Source organism: Escherichia sp. KTE52, from assembly GCF_000408325.1.
Taxonomy (GTDB): domain Bacteria; phylum Pseudomonadota; class Gammaproteobacteria; order Enterobacterales; family Enterobacteriaceae; genus Escherichia; species Escherichia marmotae.
In genome coordinates this window covers 596,417-612,647 of record NZ_KE138677.1, presented here as the reverse complement: position 1 = coordinate 612,647, position 16,231 = coordinate 596,417, and the positions used below count along the sequence as shown (strand labels likewise).

The 16,231-nt window shown below is 53.6% G+C and carries 19 protein-coding genes, 1 tRNA gene and 1 pseudogene; 15 read left to right on the top strand and 6 right to left on the bottom strand.

Features of this window, described 5'->3' with window-relative positions; all coding sequences use genetic code 11:
• Window positions 1-137 precede the first annotated feature (137 nt).
• Window positions 138-626 (bottom strand): serine protease inhibitor ecotin, encoded by a 489-nt coding sequence (gene eco / locus A1SC_RS14190; RefSeq protein ID WP_016248975.1) that lies wholly within the window; start codon window positions 624-626, stop codon window positions 138-140.
• Between the two features lie 133 nt (window positions 627-759).
• Window positions 760-924, bottom strand: a pseudogene (locus tag A1SC_RS26205) (hypothetical protein).
• Between the two features lie 108 nt (window positions 925-1,032).
• On the opposite strand from A1SC_RS26205, the gene napF reads away from it, so the two are divergent.
• From napF to ccmH, 15 genes are read left to right on the top strand one after another with little or no spacing between them, the layout of a single operon-like run.
• A complete protein-coding gene (gene napF / locus A1SC_RS14195) occupies window positions 1,033-1,527 on the top strand; it encodes a ferredoxin-type protein NapF (protein ID WP_000687310.1) in 495 nt (164 codons plus the stop codon).
• Complete coding sequence (gene napD, locus A1SC_RS14200; RefSeq protein WP_000557372.1) at window positions 1,517-1,780, top strand: chaperone NapD; 264 nt, start codon at window positions 1,517-1,519, stop codon at window positions 1,778-1,780. The genes napF and napD overlap by 11 nt, the downstream gene beginning before the upstream one ends.
• Complete coding sequence (gene napA / locus A1SC_RS14205) at window positions 1,777-4,263, top strand: periplasmic nitrate reductase subunit alpha (RefSeq protein WP_001516733.1); 2,487 nt, start codon at window positions 1,777-1,779, stop codon at window positions 4,261-4,263. Before napD ends, napA begins: the two co-directional genes overlap by 4 nt.
• 6 nt (window positions 4,264-4,269) lie before the next feature.
• Window positions 4,270-4,965 carry a ferredoxin-type protein NapG gene (gene napG, locus A1SC_RS14210; protein WP_000091299.1) on the top strand — a complete coding sequence of 232 codons (696 nt, stop codon included), beginning with the start codon at window positions 4,270-4,272 and terminating at the stop codon, window positions 4,963-4,965.
• Window positions 4,952-5,815 (top strand): quinol dehydrogenase ferredoxin subunit NapH, encoded by an 864-nt coding sequence (gene napH, locus A1SC_RS14215; protein WP_000013486.1) that lies wholly within the window; start codon window positions 4,952-4,954, stop codon window positions 5,813-5,815. The genes napG and napH overlap by 14 nt, the downstream gene beginning before the upstream one ends.
• Window positions 5,812-6,261, top strand: coding sequence for a nitrate reductase cytochrome c-type subunit (gene napB / locus A1SC_RS14220; protein ID WP_000835174.1), 450 nt, complete (start codon window positions 5,812-5,814; stop codon window positions 6,259-6,261). The genes napH and napB overlap by 4 nt, the downstream gene beginning before the upstream one ends.
• Window positions 6,262-6,270: 9 nt before the next feature.
• Window positions 6,271-6,873, top strand: coding sequence for a cytochrome c-type protein NapC (napC, locus tag A1SC_RS14225; protein WP_000528371.1), 603 nt, complete (start codon window positions 6,271-6,273; stop codon window positions 6,871-6,873).
• A 12-nt stretch (window positions 6,874-6,885) separates the two neighbouring features.
• On the top strand, window positions 6,886-7,509 hold the full coding sequence (gene ccmA, locus A1SC_RS14230; RefSeq protein ID WP_000525579.1) for a cytochrome c biogenesis heme-transporting ATPase CcmA: 624 nt from the start codon (window positions 6,886-6,888) through the stop codon (window positions 7,507-7,509).
• A complete protein-coding gene (ccmB, locus tag A1SC_RS14235) occupies window positions 7,506-8,168 on the top strand; it encodes a heme exporter protein CcmB (protein ID WP_000971724.1) in 663 nt (220 codons plus the stop codon). The genes ccmA and ccmB overlap by 4 nt, the downstream gene beginning before the upstream one ends.
• 41 nt (window positions 8,169-8,209) lie before the next feature.
• Window positions 8,210-8,947, top strand: coding sequence for a heme exporter protein CcmC (gene ccmC, locus A1SC_RS14240; RefSeq protein WP_010379429.1), 738 nt, complete (start codon window positions 8,210-8,212; stop codon window positions 8,945-8,947).
• The gene (gene ccmD / locus A1SC_RS14245) at window positions 8,944-9,153 is read left to right on the top strand and encodes a heme exporter protein CcmD (RefSeq protein WP_000186540.1); all 210 of its coding nucleotides are present in this window, start codon (window positions 8,944-8,946) and stop codon (window positions 9,151-9,153) included. The genes ccmC and ccmD overlap by 4 nt, the downstream gene beginning before the upstream one ends.
• Window positions 9,150-9,629: a cytochrome c maturation protein CcmE gene (ccmE, locus tag A1SC_RS14250; RefSeq protein WP_001026411.1), complete on the top strand. Its 480-nt coding sequence runs from the start codon at window positions 9,150-9,152 to the stop codon at window positions 9,627-9,629. Before ccmD ends, ccmE begins: the two co-directional genes overlap by 4 nt.
• Window positions 9,626-11,569, top strand: a complete 1,944-nt coding sequence (ccmF, locus tag A1SC_RS14255; RefSeq protein ID WP_016262158.1) for a cytochrome c-type biogenesis heme lyase CcmF — start codon at window positions 9,626-9,628, stop codon at window positions 11,567-11,569. Before ccmE ends, ccmF begins: the two co-directional genes overlap by 4 nt.
• On the top strand, window positions 11,566-12,123 hold the full coding sequence (gene dsbE, locus A1SC_RS14260) for a thiol:disulfide interchange protein DsbE (RefSeq protein ID WP_000824445.1): 558 nt from the start codon (window positions 11,566-11,568) through the stop codon (window positions 12,121-12,123). The genes ccmF and dsbE overlap by 4 nt, the downstream gene beginning before the upstream one ends.
• Window positions 12,120-13,172 (top strand): cytochrome c-type biogenesis thiol:disulfide oxidoreductase CcmH, encoded by a 1,053-nt coding sequence (ccmH, locus tag A1SC_RS14265; RefSeq protein ID WP_001211603.1) that lies wholly within the window; start codon window positions 12,120-12,122, stop codon window positions 13,170-13,172. The genes dsbE and ccmH overlap by 4 nt, the downstream gene beginning before the upstream one ends.
• Window positions 13,173-13,206: 34 nt before the next feature.
• Here the strand turns inward: ccmH and narP are convergent, their stop codons facing one another.
• The 4 genes from narP to A1SC_RS14285 all read right to left on the bottom strand — a co-directional run bounded on the left by narP (window position 13,207) and on the right by A1SC_RS14285 (window position 16,195).
• Window positions 13,207-13,854, bottom strand: coding sequence for a nitrate/nitrite response regulator protein NarP (gene narP, locus A1SC_RS14270; protein WP_001516729.1), 648 nt, complete (start codon window positions 13,852-13,854; stop codon window positions 13,207-13,209).
• A 182-nt stretch (window positions 13,855-14,036) separates the two neighbouring features.
• Window positions 14,037-14,113 (bottom strand) — tRNA-Pro (locus tag A1SC_RS14275).
• 74 nt (window positions 14,114-14,187) lie between these two features.
• Entirely contained in the window at window positions 14,188-15,948 is a 1,761-nt protein-coding gene (gene yejM / locus A1SC_RS14280; RefSeq protein ID WP_000256124.1) for an LPS biosynthesis-modulating metalloenzyme YejM, read from the bottom strand.
• Between the two features lie 19 nt (window positions 15,949-15,967).
• Window positions 15,968-16,195: a YejL family protein gene (locus tag A1SC_RS14285; RefSeq protein ID WP_001135667.1), complete on the bottom strand. Its 228-nt coding sequence runs from the start codon at window positions 16,193-16,195 to the stop codon at window positions 15,968-15,970.
• Window positions 16,196-16,231: the final 36 nt, after the last annotated feature.

Sequence of the window (16,231 nt, the reverse complement as noted above, 5' to 3'; positions counted from 1 at the left end):
GCGGAGTGCAGCACTTCACAGCGGCGTAGGCCTGATAAGACGCGCAGCGTCGCATCAGGCAACCGGCCAGGACGTTAGATGTCGAATGCGGCGTAACCGCCTTATCCGAACTGCGGAGTGCAGCACTTCACATTCGTTTAGCGAACTACCGCGTTCTCAATCTTCTCTTCCGCCTTCCAGACGCGGTATTTCACATCCACATTGTCTGGTGTATACACCACGATCGGCAGCTTGCTGTTGTAACGCAGCATTCCGGCATCACCCAGATACGCGGTAACAAATTTCTTCTCTTTCTTGCCATCCGGACAGGCCATCATCGTCGAAACCGGGGAGCTAACTTTATCAAAGACATAATAATCATAGCCCCAGCCTTCCAGCGTTTTGCTTTCCAGTTTTCCGCCAAGACGATGCAGATTGCAATCGACCTCCAGCGTCTGACCGATCAACAGTTCTACTTTCAGGGTAGATTCATCTTCTTGCGGGGTTAACTGAATCACCTGACGCTTCATCCCTTTTTCGGCTTGCGGATAAGGGGCAATTTTTTCCAGCGGCTGGATGCTTTCTGCCGCCCAGGCAGAGGTCGTGGCAAAAGCGGCAAACAACACTGCAGGTAGAATGGTCTTCATTTTGTTTTCCTTTCTTCATTTATAGGTTTTTCACCGATGATGTCGCTGAAGGTTAACATATTCATCAAATTTATTAATTTGCTTTATGAATAACTTAAGGAATATTCAGACAACTTTACCTTCTCTTTTGGTGTTATATGCTGATGAATGGTGAAGCCTGAAGAAATATATTTGGTGAATTTATCGCTATATAAATTTATTTATAACCATTTGAAATGTGAGCAAAAGACCGTTTTTGCCAGCCTTCCCACCACTCTTTTGATCCTACTACAGGTTTTACCCCGATCGGGGTATGCATCTTTGACACATCCTTTAATATCTTAGCGGCTATAAAAATGGCTTATTAATTATGCGGTTTATTTGGTCGCTCTCCGTTTTCAGAGCGCGTTAATGATGGAAGGTCAATGTGAAGATTGATGTATCCCGTCGGGGCATACTCACTGGTCGCTGGCGCAAAGCCAGTAACGGTATCCGTCCGCCCTGGTCTGGTGATGAATCTCATTTTCTGACCCATTGTACCCGCTGCGACGCCTGTATTAATGCTTGTGAAAACAACATTCTGCAACGTGGTGCGGGCGGCTATCCGAGCGTTAATTTCAAAAACAACGAGTGCAGTTTCTGTTATGCCTGTGCGCAGGCTTGCCCCGAATCACTATTTTCTCCGCGCCACACCAGGGCCTGGGATTTGCTGTTCACCATCGGGGAGACGTGCCTGGCGTATCAGGCAGTCGAATGCCGTCGCTGTCAGGATAGCTGTGAACCAATGGCCATTATCTTTCGCCCGACGCTTTCCGGGATCTACCAGCCGCAACTTAATAGCCAACTTTGCAACGGATGTGGAGCATGTGCAGCTAGTTGTCCGGTATCAGCCATTACTGCGGAGTATCTCCATGCACACTAACTGGCAAGTTTGCAGCCTGGTCGTTCAGGCCAAAAGCGAACGAATTTCAGACATCAGCACCCAACTGAACGCCTTTGATGGCTGTGAAGTCGCTGTCAGCGACGCGCCGAGTGGTCAGTTGATAGTGGTGGTGGAAGCAGAAGACAGCGAAACGCTAATTCAAACCATTGAGTCAGTACGCAACGTAGAAGGCGTGCTGGCGGTGTCGCTGGTTTATCACCAGCAGGAAGAGCAAGGTGAGGAAACACCATGAAACTCAGTCGTCGTAGCTTTATGAAAGCTAACGCCGTTGCGGCCGCTGCGGCGGCTGCCGGTCTCAGCGTGCCGGGCGTTGCCCGCGCCGTTGTTGGTCAGCAGGAAGCCATTAAATGGGATAAAGCGCCATGCCGTTTTTGCGGTACTGGTTGTGGCGTTCTGGTCGGAACGCAACAGGGGCGTGTGGTGGCCTGTCAGGGCGACCCGGACGCACCGGTTAACCGTGGTCTGAACTGCATTAAGGGCTATTTCCTGCCCAAAATTATGTACGGTAAAGACCGTTTGACGCAGCCGCTTCTGCGTATGAAAAACGGTAAATATGACAAAGAAGGCGAGTTCACCCCAATTACCTGGGATCAAGCCTTTGATGTGATGGAAGAGAAATTCAAAACCGCCCTGAAAGAAAAAGGGCCAGAGTCGATCGGTATGTTCGGTTCTGGTCAGTGGACTATCTGGGAAGGTTATGCCGCGTCCAAGTTGTTCAAAGCGGGCTTCCGTTCTAACAACATCGACCCGAACGCACGCCACTGTATGGCGTCGGCGGTCGTTGGTTTTATGCGTACCTTTGGTATGGATGAGCCGATGGGCTGCTATGACGACATCGAACAGGCTGACGCGTTTGTGCTGTGGGGCGCGAACATGGCGGAGATGCACCCGATCCTCTGGTCGCGCATTACCAACCGTCGTCTCTCTAACCAGAACGTCACCGTGGCGGTGCTTTCTACTTACCAGCATCGTAGCTTTGAACTGGCGGATAACGGCATCATCTTTACGCCGCAGTCTGACCTGGTGATCCTGAACTATATCGCCAACTATATCATTCAAAACAATGCGATAAATCAGGACTTCTTCAGCAAACACGTCAACCTGCGTAAAGGGGCGACGGACATCGGCTACGGTTTACGTCCAACCCATCCGCTGGAAAAAGCGGCGAAAAATCCGGGTTCCGATGCTTCCGAGCCGATGAGCTTTGAAGATTACAAAGCCTTTGTTGCCGAATATACGCTGGAAAAAACCGCTGAAATGACCGGCGTGCCAAAAGATCAGTTGGAACAACTGGCGCAACTGTATGCCGATCCGAACAAGAAAGTCATCTCCTACTGGACGATGGGCTTCAACCAGCATACCCGCGGCGTGTGGGCCAACAACCTGGTCTACAACCTGCATCTGCTGACCGGCAAAATTTCCCAGCCGGGTTGCGGTCCGTTCTCCCTCACGGGTCAGCCTTCCGCGTGTGGTACTGCGCGTGAAGTGGGCACCTTTGCTCACCGTCTGCCAGCGGACATGGTGGTGACCAACGAGAAACACCGTGATATCTGCGAGAAGAAGTGGAATATCCCGAGCGGCACCATTCCGGCAAAAATCGGTCTGCACGCGGTAGCACAAGACCGTGCGCTGAAAGACGGCACGCTGAATGTTTACTGGACCATGTGTACCAATAACATGCAGGCCGGGCCGAACATTAATGAAGAGCGTATGCCGGGCTGGCGCGATCCGCGCAACTTTATCATCGTTTCCGATCCATATCCGACAGTCAGTGCGCTGGCCGCGGACTTGATTCTGCCGACAGCAATGTGGGTAGAGAAAGAGGGGGCTTACGGTAACGCAGAACGCCGTACTCAGTTCTGGCGTCAACAGGTACAGGCACCGGGCGAAGCAAAATCGGATCTCTGGCAGTTAGTCCAGTTCTCCCGCCGCTTCAAAACTGAAGAAGTGTGGCCGGAAGAGCTGCTGGCGAAGAAACCGGAGCTGCGTGGCAAAACGCTGTACGAGGTACTGTATGCCACCCCGGAAGTGAGCAAATTCCCGGTATCCGAACTGGCAGAAGATCAACTTAATGATGAATCCCGCGAGCTGGGCTTCTATCTGCAAAAAGGGCTGTTCGAAGAGTACGCATGGTTTGGCCGCGGTCACGGTCACGATCTGGCACCGTTCGATGACTACCACAAAGCACGCGGCCTGCGCTGGCCGGTAGTTAACGGTAAAGAAACGCAGTGGCGTTACAGTGAAGGCAACGACCCGTATGTGAAAGCGGGCGAAGGCTACAAGTTCTACGGTAAACCGGATGGCAAAGCGGTGATCTTCGCACTGCCGTTTGAACCGGCGGCGGAAGCTCCGGATGAAGAATACGATCTGTGGCTCTCTACCGGGCGCGTACTGGAGCACTGGCATACCGGCAGTATGACTCGCCGTGTACCAGAACTGCACCGTGCCTTCCCGGAAGCGGTCCTGTTTATTCACCCGCTGGATGCGAAAGCGCGTGACCTGCGTCGTGGTGACAAAGTGAAAGTGGTTTCTCGTCGTGGCGAAGTGATCTCGATTGTCGAAACGCGCGGTCGTAACCGTCCGCCGCAGGGCCTGGTGTATATGCCGTTCTTCGACGCCGCACAGTTGGTTAACAAACTGACGCTGGACGCGACCGATCCGCTCTCGAAAGAGACGGACTTTAAGAAGTGCGCGGTCAAACTGGAGAAGGTGTAAGCCATTATGTCCCGGTCAGCGAAACCTCAAAATGGTCGCCGCCGCTTTCTGCGCGATGTCGTTCGCACAGCAGGCGGGCTGGCTGCCGTGGGTGTGGCGCTGGGGTTACAACAGCAAACCGCACGTGCATCTGGCGTGCGGTTGCGCCCGCCCGGAGCCATAAACGAGAACGCCTTTGCCAGTGCCTGTGTGCGTTGCGGGCAGTGTGTTCAGGCTTGCCCTTACGACACCTTAAAGTTGGCGACGTTGGCCTCTGGCCTGTCGGCGGGCACGCCGTACTTTGTGGCGCGCGATATTCCTTGCGAAATGTGTGAGGACGTACCGTGTGCCAAAGTGTGCCCGAGTGGTGCGCTGGATCGTGAAATCGAATCGATCGACGACGCGCGGATGGGACTGGCAGTGCTGGTGGATCAGGAGAACTGCCTCAACTTTCAGGGGCTGCGCTGCGATGTCTGTTATCGCGAATGCCCGAAAATTGATGAGGCGATTACCCTGGAACTGGAGCGCAACACGCGTACCGGTAAACACGCCCGTTTTCTGCCAACGGTTCACAGCGATGCCTGCACCGGCTGCGGTAAGTGCGAAAAAGTGTGCGTACTGGAGCAACCGGCAATCAAGGTGTTACCGCTGTCACTGGCGAAAGGGGAGTTAGGTCACCATTACCGCTTCGGCTGGCTGGAGGGGAACGATGGCAAATCGTAAACGTGACGCCGGGCGCGAGGCGCTGGCGAAAAAAGGCTGGTGGCGTAGTCACCGTTGGCTGGTGTTGCGTCGCCTTTGTCAGTTCTTCGTACTGGGAATGTTTTTGAGCGGCCCGTGGTTTGGTGTGTGGATCTTGCACGGCAACTATAGCAGTAGCTTGTTACTCGACACCATTCCGCTGACCGATCCGCTGATGACGCTGCAAAGCCTTGCCAGCGGTCATCTACCTGCCACAGTGGCGTTGACCGGCGCAGTGATTATCACTGTGCTCTACGCCCTGGCAGGAAAGCGATTATTTTGCAGTTGGGTCTGTCCGCTGAACCCGATTACCGATTTAGCAAACTGGTTACGCAGGCGATTTGACCTCAATCAGTCTGCGACGATCCCGCGGCACATTCGCTACGTGCTGCTGGTCGTCATACTGGTGGGATCGGCCTTAACCGGCACACTCATCTGGGAATGGATTAACCCTGTTTCCCTGATGGGGCGCAGCCTGGTAATGGGATTCGGCAGCGGCGCGCTGCTTATTCTCGCGCTGTTTTTATTTGATCTACTGGTCGTTGAACACGGCTGGTGCGGTCACATTTGCCCGGTCGGTGCGCTGTATGGCGTGTTGGGTAGCAAAGGTATTGTTACCGTTGCGGCTACCGATCGGCAGAAATGTAACCGCTGTATGGATTGTTTTCATGTTTGCCCGGAACCGCATGTACTACGTGCCCCGGTGCTGGATGAACAAAGCCCGGTGCAGGTCACCAGCCGCGATTGCATGACGTGCGGTCGCTGCGTGGATGTCTGTTCTGAGGATGTATTTACAATAACTACACGATGGAGTTCGGGAGCGAAATCATGAAAAGCCATGACCTGAAGAAAGCGCTGTGTCAATGGACGGCGATGCTGGCCCTGGTGGTGAGCGGCGCGGTTTGGGCGGCTAATGGCGTCGATTTTAGCCAGTCGCCGGAAGTATCCGGGACGCAGGAAGGGGCCATTCGGATGCCAAAAGAGCAGGATCGGATGCCGCTGAACTATGTGAATCAGCCGCCGATGATCCCGCATAGCGTTGAAGGTTATCAGGTAACGACCAATACCAACCGCTGCTTACAGTGCCACGGTGTCGAGAGCTATCGCACCACTGGCGCGCCGCGCATCAGTCCAACTCACTTTATGGACAGCGATGGCAAGGTAGGTGCGGAAGTGGCTCCGCGTCGTTACTTCTGTCTGCAATGTCACGTGCCGCAGGCCGATACCGCGCCAATCGTGGGGAATACCTTCACCCCATCAAAAGGTTACGGGAAATAAGAGGTTATTATGGGAAATTCTGACCGTAAGCCTGGCCTGATTAAGCGCCTGTGGAAATGGTGGCGTACTCCCAGTCGTCTGGCGCTGGGTACGCTGCTGTTGATCGGTTTTGTTGGCGGTATTGTCTTCTGGGGCGGCTTTAACACCGGAATGGAAAAAGCCAATACCGAAGAGTTCTGCATTAGCTGCCACGAAATGCGCAATACGGTGTATCAGGAATACATGGATTCCGTGCATTACAACAACCGTAGTGGCGTGCGTGCGACCTGTCCGGATTGTCACGTTCCGCACGAGTTTGTGCCGAAAATGATACGCAAGCTCAAAGCAAGTAAAGAGCTGTATGGTAAAATTTTTGGCGTTATTGACACGCCGCAAAAGTTTGAAGCTCATCGCCTGACTATGGCACAGAATGAGTGGCGGCGGATGAAGGACAATAACTCGCAGGAGTGTCGTAACTGTCACAACTTCGAGTATATGGATACAACCGCCCAGAAAGGTGTTGCCGCGAAGATGCACGCTCAGGCGGTGAAAGACGGGCAAACCTGTATTGACTGCCATAAAGGGATAGCGCACAAGCTGCCTGATATGCGTGAAGTCGAACCAGGTTTTTAACAGGGTTATTGCGTGGGTATGCTTGAAGCCAGAGAATTACTCTGCGAGCGGGATGAACGCACTTTATTTAGTGGTTTGTCATTTACGCTGAATGCAGGAGAGTGGGTACAAATCACCGGCAGCAACGGCGCGGGGAAGACAACGCTTCTCCGTTTGCTGACGGGGTTGTCTCGCCCTGATGCGGGTGAAGTTCTCTGGCAAGGGCAGCCCTTGCATCAGGTACGCGATAGCTACCATCAAAACCTGTTATGGATAGGCCATCAGCCGGGGATCAAAACCCGGCTGACGGCGTTAGAAAATCTGCACTTTTATCATCGCGATGGTGATACCGCACACTGTCTGGACGCTCTGGCGCAGGCCGGGCTTGCCGGATTCGAAGATATTCCCGTGAATCAACTCTCTGCCGGGCAACAACGCCGCGTTGCGCTGGCGCGTCTGTGGCTGACCCGTGCCACCTTGTGGATCCTCGACGAACCGTTTACCGCGATTGACGTTAACGGCGTCGATCGTCTGACCCAGCGTATGGCGCAGCATACGGAGCAGGGGGGGATTGTGATTCTTACTACTCACCAACCGCTCAACGTTGCCGAAAGTAAAATCCGCCGCATATCTCTGACGAAAACGAGGGGCGTATGATGTTCTGGCGCATTTTCCGTCTTGAGCTGCGCGTAGCGTTTCGCCATAGCGCCGAAATCGCCAACCCGCTGTGGTTTTTCCTGATTGTTATTACCCTTTTTCCGCTCAGTATCGGTCCGGAGCCGCAACTGCTGGCACGTATTGCACCGGGCATTATTTGGGTGGCAGCGCTGCTTTCTTCCTTACTGGCGCTGGAGCGACTGTTCCGTGACGATTTGCAGGACGGCAGTCTTGAACAACTGATGTTGTTGCCGTTACCCTTGCCCGCCGTTGTGCTGGCGAAGGTGATGGCGCACTGGATGGTAACCGGTTTACCGTTACTTATCCTCTCGCCACTGGTGGCATTGCTACTGGGAATGGACGTTTATGGCTGGCAAGTGATGGCGCTGACGCTGCTGTTGGGAACTCCAACGCTGGGATTTCTCGGTGCTCCGGGCGTGGCGCTGACAGTGGGACTTAAACGCGGTGGCGTGCTGCTCAGCATACTGGTGTTACCGCTGACCATCCCATTACTCATCTTTGCTACCGCCGCGATGGACGCGGCTTCGATGCATTTGCCCGTTGACGGGTATCTGGCAATTTTAGGCGCGTTGCTGGCAGGCACCGCGACATTAAGTCCTTTTGCGACGGCGGCAGCGTTACGAATCAGCATTCAATAACGCTGGATTACTGATTTTTGTTCGAGTCTGGTATCGAAACTATGTGGAAAACACTGCATCAACTGGCGATCCCACCACGGCTGTACCAAATCTGTGGCTGGTTTATACCGTGGCTGGCAATCGCCAGTGTGGTCGTGCTTATCGTTGGCTGGATCTGGGGATTCGGCTTCGCTCCGGCTGATTATCAGCAGGGAAATAGCTACCGCATTATCTATCTACATGTGCCTGCGGCGATCTGGTCGATGGGCATTTATGCCTCAATGGCGGTGGCGGCGTTTATCGGCCTTGTCTGGCAGATGAAAATGGCCAATCTGGCGGTGGCGGCGATGGCTCCCATTGGTGCCGTGTTTACCTTTATTGCCCTGGTTACCGGTTCCGCATGGGGAAAACCGATGTGGGGGACCTGGTGGGTATGGGACGCACGTCTGACCTCTGAACTGGTGTTGCTGTTTCTGTATGTTGGTGTGATTGCGCTGTGGCACGCTTTCGACGACCGCCGTCTGGCGGGGCGTGCGGCGGGGATCCTGGTGCTGATTGGTGTAGTAAACCTGCCGATTATTCATTACTCCGTGGAGTGGTGGAACACCCTGCATCAGGGATCAACGCGGATGCAGCAAAGTATCGATCCGGCGATGCGTTCGCCGCTGCGCTGGTCGATTTTTGGTTTCCTGCTGCTGTCTGCCACGCTGACGCTGATGCGGATGCGTAATTTGATTTTGCTGATGGAAAAACGCCGTCCGTGGGTGAGTGAACTGATACTGAAAAGAGGCCGTAAATGACCCCTGCATTTGCTTCCTGGAATGAATTTTTCGCAATGGGCGGTTACGCCTTTTTTGTCTGGCTGGCGGTAGTGATGACTGTTATTCCGCTGGTGGTGTTGGTCGTGCACTCGGTGATGCAGCATCGCGCAATTCTGCGTGGCGTGGCGCAACAACGGGCGCGTGAGGCGCGTTTACGTGCTGCGCAACAGCAGGAGGCTGCATGAATATTCGCCGTAAAAACCGCTTGTGGATTGCCTGTGCCGTGCTGGCGGGGCTGGCGCTGACTATCGGTCTGGTGCTGTATGCGCTGCGCTCGAATATCGATCTTTTCTATACGCCGGGGGAAATTCTCTACGGCAAGCGTGAAACCCAGCAGATGCCGGAAGTCGGTCAGCGTCTGCGCGTCGGCGGGATGGTGATGCCGGGTAGCGTGCAGCGCGATCCTGACTCGCTGAAAGTGACCTTCACCATTTACGATGCTGAAGGCTCAGTGGATGTCTCTTACGAAGGCATTCTGCCGGACTTGTTCCGTGAAGGGCAGGGCGTTGTGGTGCAGGGCGAACTGGAAAAAGGCAATCATATCCTCGCGAAAGAAGTACTGGCGAAACACGATGAAAACTACACACCGCCAGAAGTCGAGAAAGCGATGGAAGCTAATCACCGTCGCCCGGCCAGTGTTTATAAGGATCCAGCATCATGATGCCGGAAATTGGTAACGGACTGCTGTGCCTGGCATTAGGGATTGCGCTGCTGCTGTCCGTCTATCCTTTGTGGGGCGTGGCGCGTGGAGATGCGCGCATGATGGCCTCTTCTCGCTTGTTTGCCTGGTTGCTGTTTATGTCTGTGGCTGGCGCATTTCTGGTGCTGGTCAATGCGTTCGTGGTGAACGACTTCACCGTCACCTACGTGGCCAGCAACTCTAATACCCAGCTTCCGGTGTGGTATCGCGTGGCGGCCACCTGGGGCGCGCATGAAGGCTCGCTGCTGCTGTGGGTGCTGCTGATGAGCGGCTGGACCTTTGCGGTAGCGATTTTTAGCCAGCGTATTCCGCTGGATATCGTTGCCCGCGTACTGGCGATAATGGGAATGGTCAGCGTCGGCTTTTTGCTGTTCATTCTCTTTACCTCTAACCCGTTCTCCCGCACACTGCCGAACTTCCCGATTGAAGGGCGTGATCTTAACCCGCTGTTGCAGGATCCAGGGCTGATCTTCCATCCGCCTCTGCTCTATATGGGTTACGTCGGTTTCTCGGTGGCGTTTGCTTTTGCCATTGCATCTTTATTGAGCGGACGTCTGGACAGCACCTACGCACGTTTTACCCGTCCCTGGACGCTGGCGGCGTGGATCTTCCTGACGCTTGGCATCGTACTTGGTTCTGCGTGGGCTTATTACGAACTTGGTTGGGGCGGCTGGTGGTTCTGGGATCCAGTAGAAAACGCCTCGTTTATGCCGTGGCTGGTGGGTACTGCGCTGATGCACTCGCTGGCGGTGACTGAACAACGTGTCAGCTTCAAAGCGTGGACATTATTGCTGGCAATCAGTGCCTTCTCGTTGTGTCTGCTGGGAACTTTTCTTGTGCGCTCCGGCGTGCTGGTATCGGTACATGCATTTGCGTCTGACCCGGCGCGCGGCATGTTTATTCTCGCCTTTATGGTGTTGGTGATTGGCGGTTCGCTGCTGCTGTTTGCCGCGCGTGGACACAAAGTTCGCTCACGCGTAAACAATGCGCTGTGGTCGCGGGAATCTCTGTTGTTAGCGAACAACGTTTTGCTGGTCGCCGCGATGCTGGTGGTACTGCTGGGGACGCTGCTGCCGCTGGTGCATAAGCAACTCGGGCTGGGCAGCATTTCGATTGGCGAACCGTTCTTCAACACCATGTTTACCTGGCTGATGGTGCCGTTTGCGTTGTTGCTTGGCGTTGGCCCGCTGGTGCGCTGGGGGCGCGATCGTCCGCGTAAAATCCGCAATTTGTTGATTATCGCCTTTATTAGCACGCTGGCGTTGTCGTTGCTGTTACCGTGGCTGTTCGAAAGCAAAGTCGTGGCGATGACGGTACTCGGTCTGGCAATGGCCTGCTGGATTGGTGTGCTGGCGATTGCCGAAGCGGCGCTGCGTATTTCGCGTGGCACCAAAACAACCTTCAGCTACTGGGGAATGGTGGCGGCTCACCTGGGGCTTGCAGTGACAATTGTTGGTATCGCCTTCAGTCAGAACTATAGCGTTGAGCGTGACGTACGCATGAAGTCTGGCGATAGCGTCGATATTCATGAGTATCGTTTCACATTCCGCGACGTAAAAGACGTTAGCGGTCCGAACTGGCGTGGCGGCGTGGCGACAATCGGCGTGACGCGTGACGGCAAACCGGAAACGGTGTTGTATGCAGAAAAACGTTATTACAACACCGCTGGTTCGATGATGACCGAAGCGGCAATTGATGGCGGCATCACCCGTGACCTGTACGCGGCGCTCGGTGAAGAGCTGGAAAACGGTGCGTGGGCTGTACGTCTTTACTACAAACCGTTTGTTCGCTGGATCTGGGCGGGCGGACTGATGATGGCGTTGGGGGGGCTACTGTGCCTGTTTGATCCTCGTTATCGCAAGCGCGTGAACCCGCAAAAAACTGCGCCGGAGGCTGTATGAAGCGCAAAGTATTGTTAATTCCTTTGATTATCTTCCTGGCGATTGCTGCAGCGTTGCTGTGGCAATTGGCACGTAATGCTGAAGGAGATGATCCGACCAATCTGGAATCGGCGCTTATTGGCAAGCCAGTGCCGAAGTTTCGCCTTGAATCACTGGATAATCCAGGTCAGTTTTATCAGGCGGACGTGCTGACTCAGGGCAAGCCGGTGCTGCTGAACGTCTGGGCGACCTGGTGCCCGACCTGCCGTGCGGAACATCAATACCTGAATCAGCTTTCTGCGCAGGGTATCCGCGTGGTCGGTATGAACTATAAAGACGACAGGCAGAAAGCGATTAGCTGGCTGAAAGAGCTGGGCAATCCTTACGCGTTAAGTCTGTTTGACGGCGACGGCATGTTAGGGCTGGATCTGGGCGTCTATGGCGCGCCAGAAACGTTCCTCATCGACGGCAACGGCATCATTCGCTATCGCCATGCGGGCGATCTCAATCCCCGCGTCTGGCAAGAAGAAATCAAGCCGCTATGGGAGAAATACAGTAAGGAGGCCGCACAATGAGGTTTTTATTGGGCGTGCTGATGCTGATGATCTCCAGCTCGGCACTGGCGACCATCGACGTGTTGCAGTTTAAGGATGAAGCTCAGGAACAACAGTTCCGTCAGCTCACTGAAGAACTGCGCTGCCCGAAATGCCAGAACAACAGCATTGCCGATTCCAACTCGATGATTGCCACCGACCTGCGACAGAAAGTGTACGAACTGATGCAGGAAGGCAAGAGTAAGAAAGAGATTGTTGATTATATGGTGGCGCGTTACGGCAACTTCGTTACTTACGATCCGCCGTTAACGCCGCTGACCGTGCTGCTGTGGGTGCTACCGGTGGTGGCTATTGGCATTGGCGGTTGGGTGATTTACTCCCGTTCGCGGCGTCGGGTGCATGTGGCGCAGGAGGAGTTTCCCGAACAAAGCATGCCGGAAGGTAAGCGTGCCGGATATGTTGTTTATCTGCCGGGTATTGTGGTGGCGTTAGTTGTGGCTGGCGTCAGTTACTACCAGACCGGCAATTATCAGCAGGTAAAAGCCTGGCAGCAGGCCATGGTGCAGGCTCCGGCACTGCTGGACAGGGCGCTGGATCCGAAAGCTGAACCGTTGAATGAAGAAGAGATGTCGCGCCTCGCGCTGGGGATGCGTACTCAACTGCAAAAAAATCCGGGAGATATTGAAGGCTGGATTATGCTGGGTCGCATTGGGATGGCGCTGGGTAATGCCAGTATTGCGACCGATGCGTATGCTAACGCGTATCGCCTCGACCCGAAAAATAGTGATGCGGCGCTGGGTTATGCTGAAGCACTGACGCGTTCTTCTGATCCCAACGACAACCGCCTGGGTGGAGAGTTGTTACGCCAACTGGTGAGAAGCGACCACAGCAATATTCGTGTGTTAAGCATGTATGCGTTTAACGCCTTTGAACAGCAGCGATTTGGCGAAGCCGTTGCTGCGTGGGAGATGATGTTGAAGCTCTTACCCGCCAACGATACCCGTCGAGCGGTGATTGAACGCAGTATCGCGCAGGCGATGCAGCATTTGTCGCCGCAACAAAGTAAATAAGAAGAGGCCCGATGGTGACGCCATCGGGCTTTTTTTACTGTGCCCCGCGTTGTTGCAGGAACAAAATAGTTGCTGCCACGCGTGAGCGGACATTGAGTTTACGCAGCAGATTGCGAATGTGTACTTTCACTGTTTGCTCGGAAATATTCAACACTGAGGCAATCTGCTTATTCGACAGCCCCTGCGCCAGTTCGTGCAGAACATCCAGTTCACGCTCCGTCAACACACTGAAGGGATCTTCCTCTGCGCCAAACATTTCACGTTCGCGTAAGTACTGATTGACGCGTTCGCTAAAGACTTTGCTGCCTTTTGCCCCGGCGCGAATCGCTTCCAGCAGTACTTCCGGGTCGCTATCTTTCAACAGATAACCGTCAGCGCCTGCGTCTATCAACGCAAACACATCACTGGAGGCATCTGAAACGGTCAGAATAATAATTTGCGCGGTAACGCCATCCCTGCGCAAGGCATTGAGGGTATCCAGGCCACTCATGCCTTTCATATTTAGATCCAACAAGATCACGTCGATATCCAGTCGATTCGCCAGATCGATAGCACTTGCGCCGTCGCCCGCTTCAGCGACCACTTCAAAGCCAGGATCAAGTTCCAGTAACTGACGAACACCGCGTCGCATAAGTGGATGATCATCCACAATCAGCACCTGAAAAGGCGTTGCTTCAGGCATAGTAGTCTCCTGAGGTTTTATTAGAATCATTATGTTTGAGCGTAGCGTTGGAAACGCTACCAGGCGCGTGAATGTTACCCCATTTTATGTATGGGCATGTAGTAAAACTGCAAGTGTGGGTTGCGGGACAACGTGTAGATATAAAAAAACCAGCCATAACAGGCTGGTTCTTAAGGGATTTTTGGTCGGCACGAGAGGATTTGAACCTCCGACCCCCGACACCCCATGACGGTGCGCTACCAGGCTGCGCTACGTGCCGACTCGTGGCTGCTAATACTACCGTTTTCCACACCGATTGCAAGTAAGATATTTTGCTAACTGATTTATAATTAATCAGTTAGCGATGAAACGCTTCTCGTCTGTCAGCACCTGCAATAACAAACTTAACTGTGGTTTTTCGTCTTTCACTCTTTCACCATGTAAGTTGTAAGTGCGGTATTTACCATTATTGTTCAGCACCAGCGTCATTTTTGGCGTGGTGATTGCCAGCGTATCGTTATCCGCTGCGGTAACCCAATAATGACGGCGTTCAGGATTGAACAAATCCTGACCTTGCGAATATTCGCTGGCAGGCGTACTGACGTGCAGCAGGCGTTGCATCAACGTGGTCATTAGATCGGTATGATCGGTCAGGGTATTAATACGCTGCGCCGGTGTGCCCGGCCAGTGGATCACTAACGGCACCTGAAGATGACCGTGGGACCAGTCAAAGGTTTCTTCCTCTTCGCTCAGTGGAATACCCCGACCGGCAGTAATAATCACCACCGTATTGTCCAGCTTGCCAGAATCACGCAGCGCATTTAACACGCGGTTGATCTGCTCATCAACATTGCCTGCTGCCCGGCTATATTTATGGGTAAATGCTTGCTGGTTGCTATCGTCAATGTTGGTGCCATTGAAAGATACCCATGAGAACCAGCGATTATCTTCTTGCGCGTAGCGGCTCAGCCAGTTGATCCACTGTGTGGCGGTCTGAGCATCGGATTGCGTGCGAACGCTTGGCATTGAGAAGTCTGACAACAATGCCTGGCGATACAACGGGCTGGTAAAGCCATCGGATGAGAATAGCCCAAGCTGATAGCCTTGCTGGTTAAGCGCGGTAATTAACGCCGCAGGCGTGCGGGTCGACAGAATGCCATCCATATAACTTGGCGAGATGCCATAGAACAGGCCAAAGATGCCGTTGTCGGTGGTGTTGCCCGAACTCATATGGCGTGTGAATGAAATATTTTGCTCGGCAAAACCCGCCAGTGCAGGCATCTGTTTCTCATAGCGTGAATAGTTCAGGCCATCGACAGTAATCAGCAAGACGTTCTGTCCGGTGCCCATATCGCGGTAGCGCAGTTCGCTTAACGGATACTGTACGGAAACGGCGTCCGGATTGCCTTGCTCAATAAGACGGCGTTGATACTCCTGTGCATCAAGCAGGCCATGCTTCTCAAGAAAACGTCGCGCCGTCATCGGATACGAAAGCGGCAGATTGGCGCGCTGCATGGTGATTGGGCGATAGAAATTGGCATCGGCCCAGATATACACCACGTGCGAGGCGATAAAGGCGATAAATAAGAATGCGGCCAGCGGACGGGCGAAGCGCCGACGACGTGTCAGGCTGCGCAGCTTTTGCCAACTCCACGTCGCGAACACCAGTTCAAGCAATAAAATAACCGGCACGCTGATGAACATCAGTTGCCAGTCGCGCGCCATCTCATTCTCGTCCGGGTTGATAACCAACTGCCAGACGATGGGATTAAGATGGAGATGGAAACGAGTAAAGACTTCGCTGTCGATCAGTAACAGCGTCATTCCCGCCGTTGCCAGAATGACGGATAAAAACCTCATCAGCCTCTGGGAGCCGATGATAAAGGTCAGCGGGAAGAGGATCAGCAAGTAGGTGGCGAACACCAGGAAGCTGAAATGGCCGATAATGCTTACGTAGGAATAAATACGACCAGCAAGTGTTGTCGGCCAGTCAGCGATAAACAGGTAACGGCTGCCTATGACGAGTGAAAGCAGAATATTGAACAGTGCAAACCAGTGCCCCCAACTGACCATTTGGGAGACTTTTTCACGGTAGCGCTGATGATGAGTTACCATAACCTGTTATCTGTTTCCCTTAGTGCGCTTTGTCTTCGTTGATCGAGGACTGCAAGGCGCGGGCAAAAGAGTTGGCAATCGCCTGGCGTTGAGCCGGGGCAATGCTGGTATTGATAAGGTTAGTGACCATGTTGCCTAACACCATCAGGGAAAGGTCGGTCGGAGCCTTATGTTTTTCCAGTACGTTGAGCAGCTCTGCGAGCAATTGTTCAACCTGTTCATCACTGTAGCGGGAAATTTGTGGCATAAATCGAAATCAGTTAGTTGATGAAAGGGCAACATA

Coding starts and splice junctions, on each gene's coding strand:
- eco (WP_016248975.1), bottom strand. CDS start 626: ATGAAGACCATTCTACCTGCAGTGTTGTTTGCCGCTTTTGCCACGACC.
- napD (WP_000557372.1), top strand. CDS start 1,517: ATGCACACTAACTGGCAAGTTTGCAGCCTGGTCGTTCAGGCCAAAAGC.
- napA (WP_001516733.1), top strand. CDS start 1,777: ATGAAACTCAGTCGTCGTAGCTTTATGAAAGCTAACGCCGTTGCGGCC.
- napG (WP_000091299.1), top strand. CDS start 4,270: ATGTCCCGGTCAGCGAAACCTCAAAATGGTCGCCGCCGCTTTCTGCGC.
- napH (WP_000013486.1), top strand. CDS start 4,952: ATGGCAAATCGTAAACGTGACGCCGGGCGCGAGGCGCTGGCGAAAAAA.
- napB (WP_000835174.1), top strand. CDS start 5,812: ATGAAAAGCCATGACCTGAAGAAAGCGCTGTGTCAATGGACGGCGATG.
- napC (WP_000528371.1), top strand. CDS start 6,271: ATGGGAAATTCTGACCGTAAGCCTGGCCTGATTAAGCGCCTGTGGAAA.
- ccmB (WP_000971724.1), top strand. CDS start 7,506: ATGATGTTCTGGCGCATTTTCCGTCTTGAGCTGCGCGTAGCGTTTCGC.
- ccmC (WP_010379429.1), top strand. CDS start 8,210: ATGTGGAAAACACTGCATCAACTGGCGATCCCACCACGGCTGTACCAA.
- ccmD (WP_000186540.1), top strand. CDS start 8,944: ATGACCCCTGCATTTGCTTCCTGGAATGAATTTTTCGCAATGGGCGGT.
- ccmE (WP_001026411.1), top strand. CDS start 9,150: ATGAATATTCGCCGTAAAAACCGCTTGTGGATTGCCTGTGCCGTGCTG.
- ccmF (WP_016262158.1), top strand. CDS start 9,626: ATGATGCCGGAAATTGGTAACGGACTGCTGTGCCTGGCATTAGGGATT.
- dsbE (WP_000824445.1), top strand. CDS start 11,566: ATGAAGCGCAAAGTATTGTTAATTCCTTTGATTATCTTCCTGGCGATT.
- ccmH (WP_001211603.1), top strand. CDS start 12,120: ATGAGGTTTTTATTGGGCGTGCTGATGCTGATGATCTCCAGCTCGGCA.
- narP (WP_001516729.1), bottom strand. CDS start 13,854: ATGCCTGAAGCAACGCCTTTTCAGGTGCTGATTGTGGATGATCATCCA.
- yejM (WP_000256124.1), bottom strand. CDS start 15,948: ATGGTAACTCATCATCAGCGCTACCGTGAAAAAGTCTCCCAAATGGTC.
- A1SC_RS14285 (WP_001135667.1), bottom strand. CDS start 16,195: ATGCCACAAATTTCCCGCTACAGTGATGAACAGGTTGAACAATTGCTC.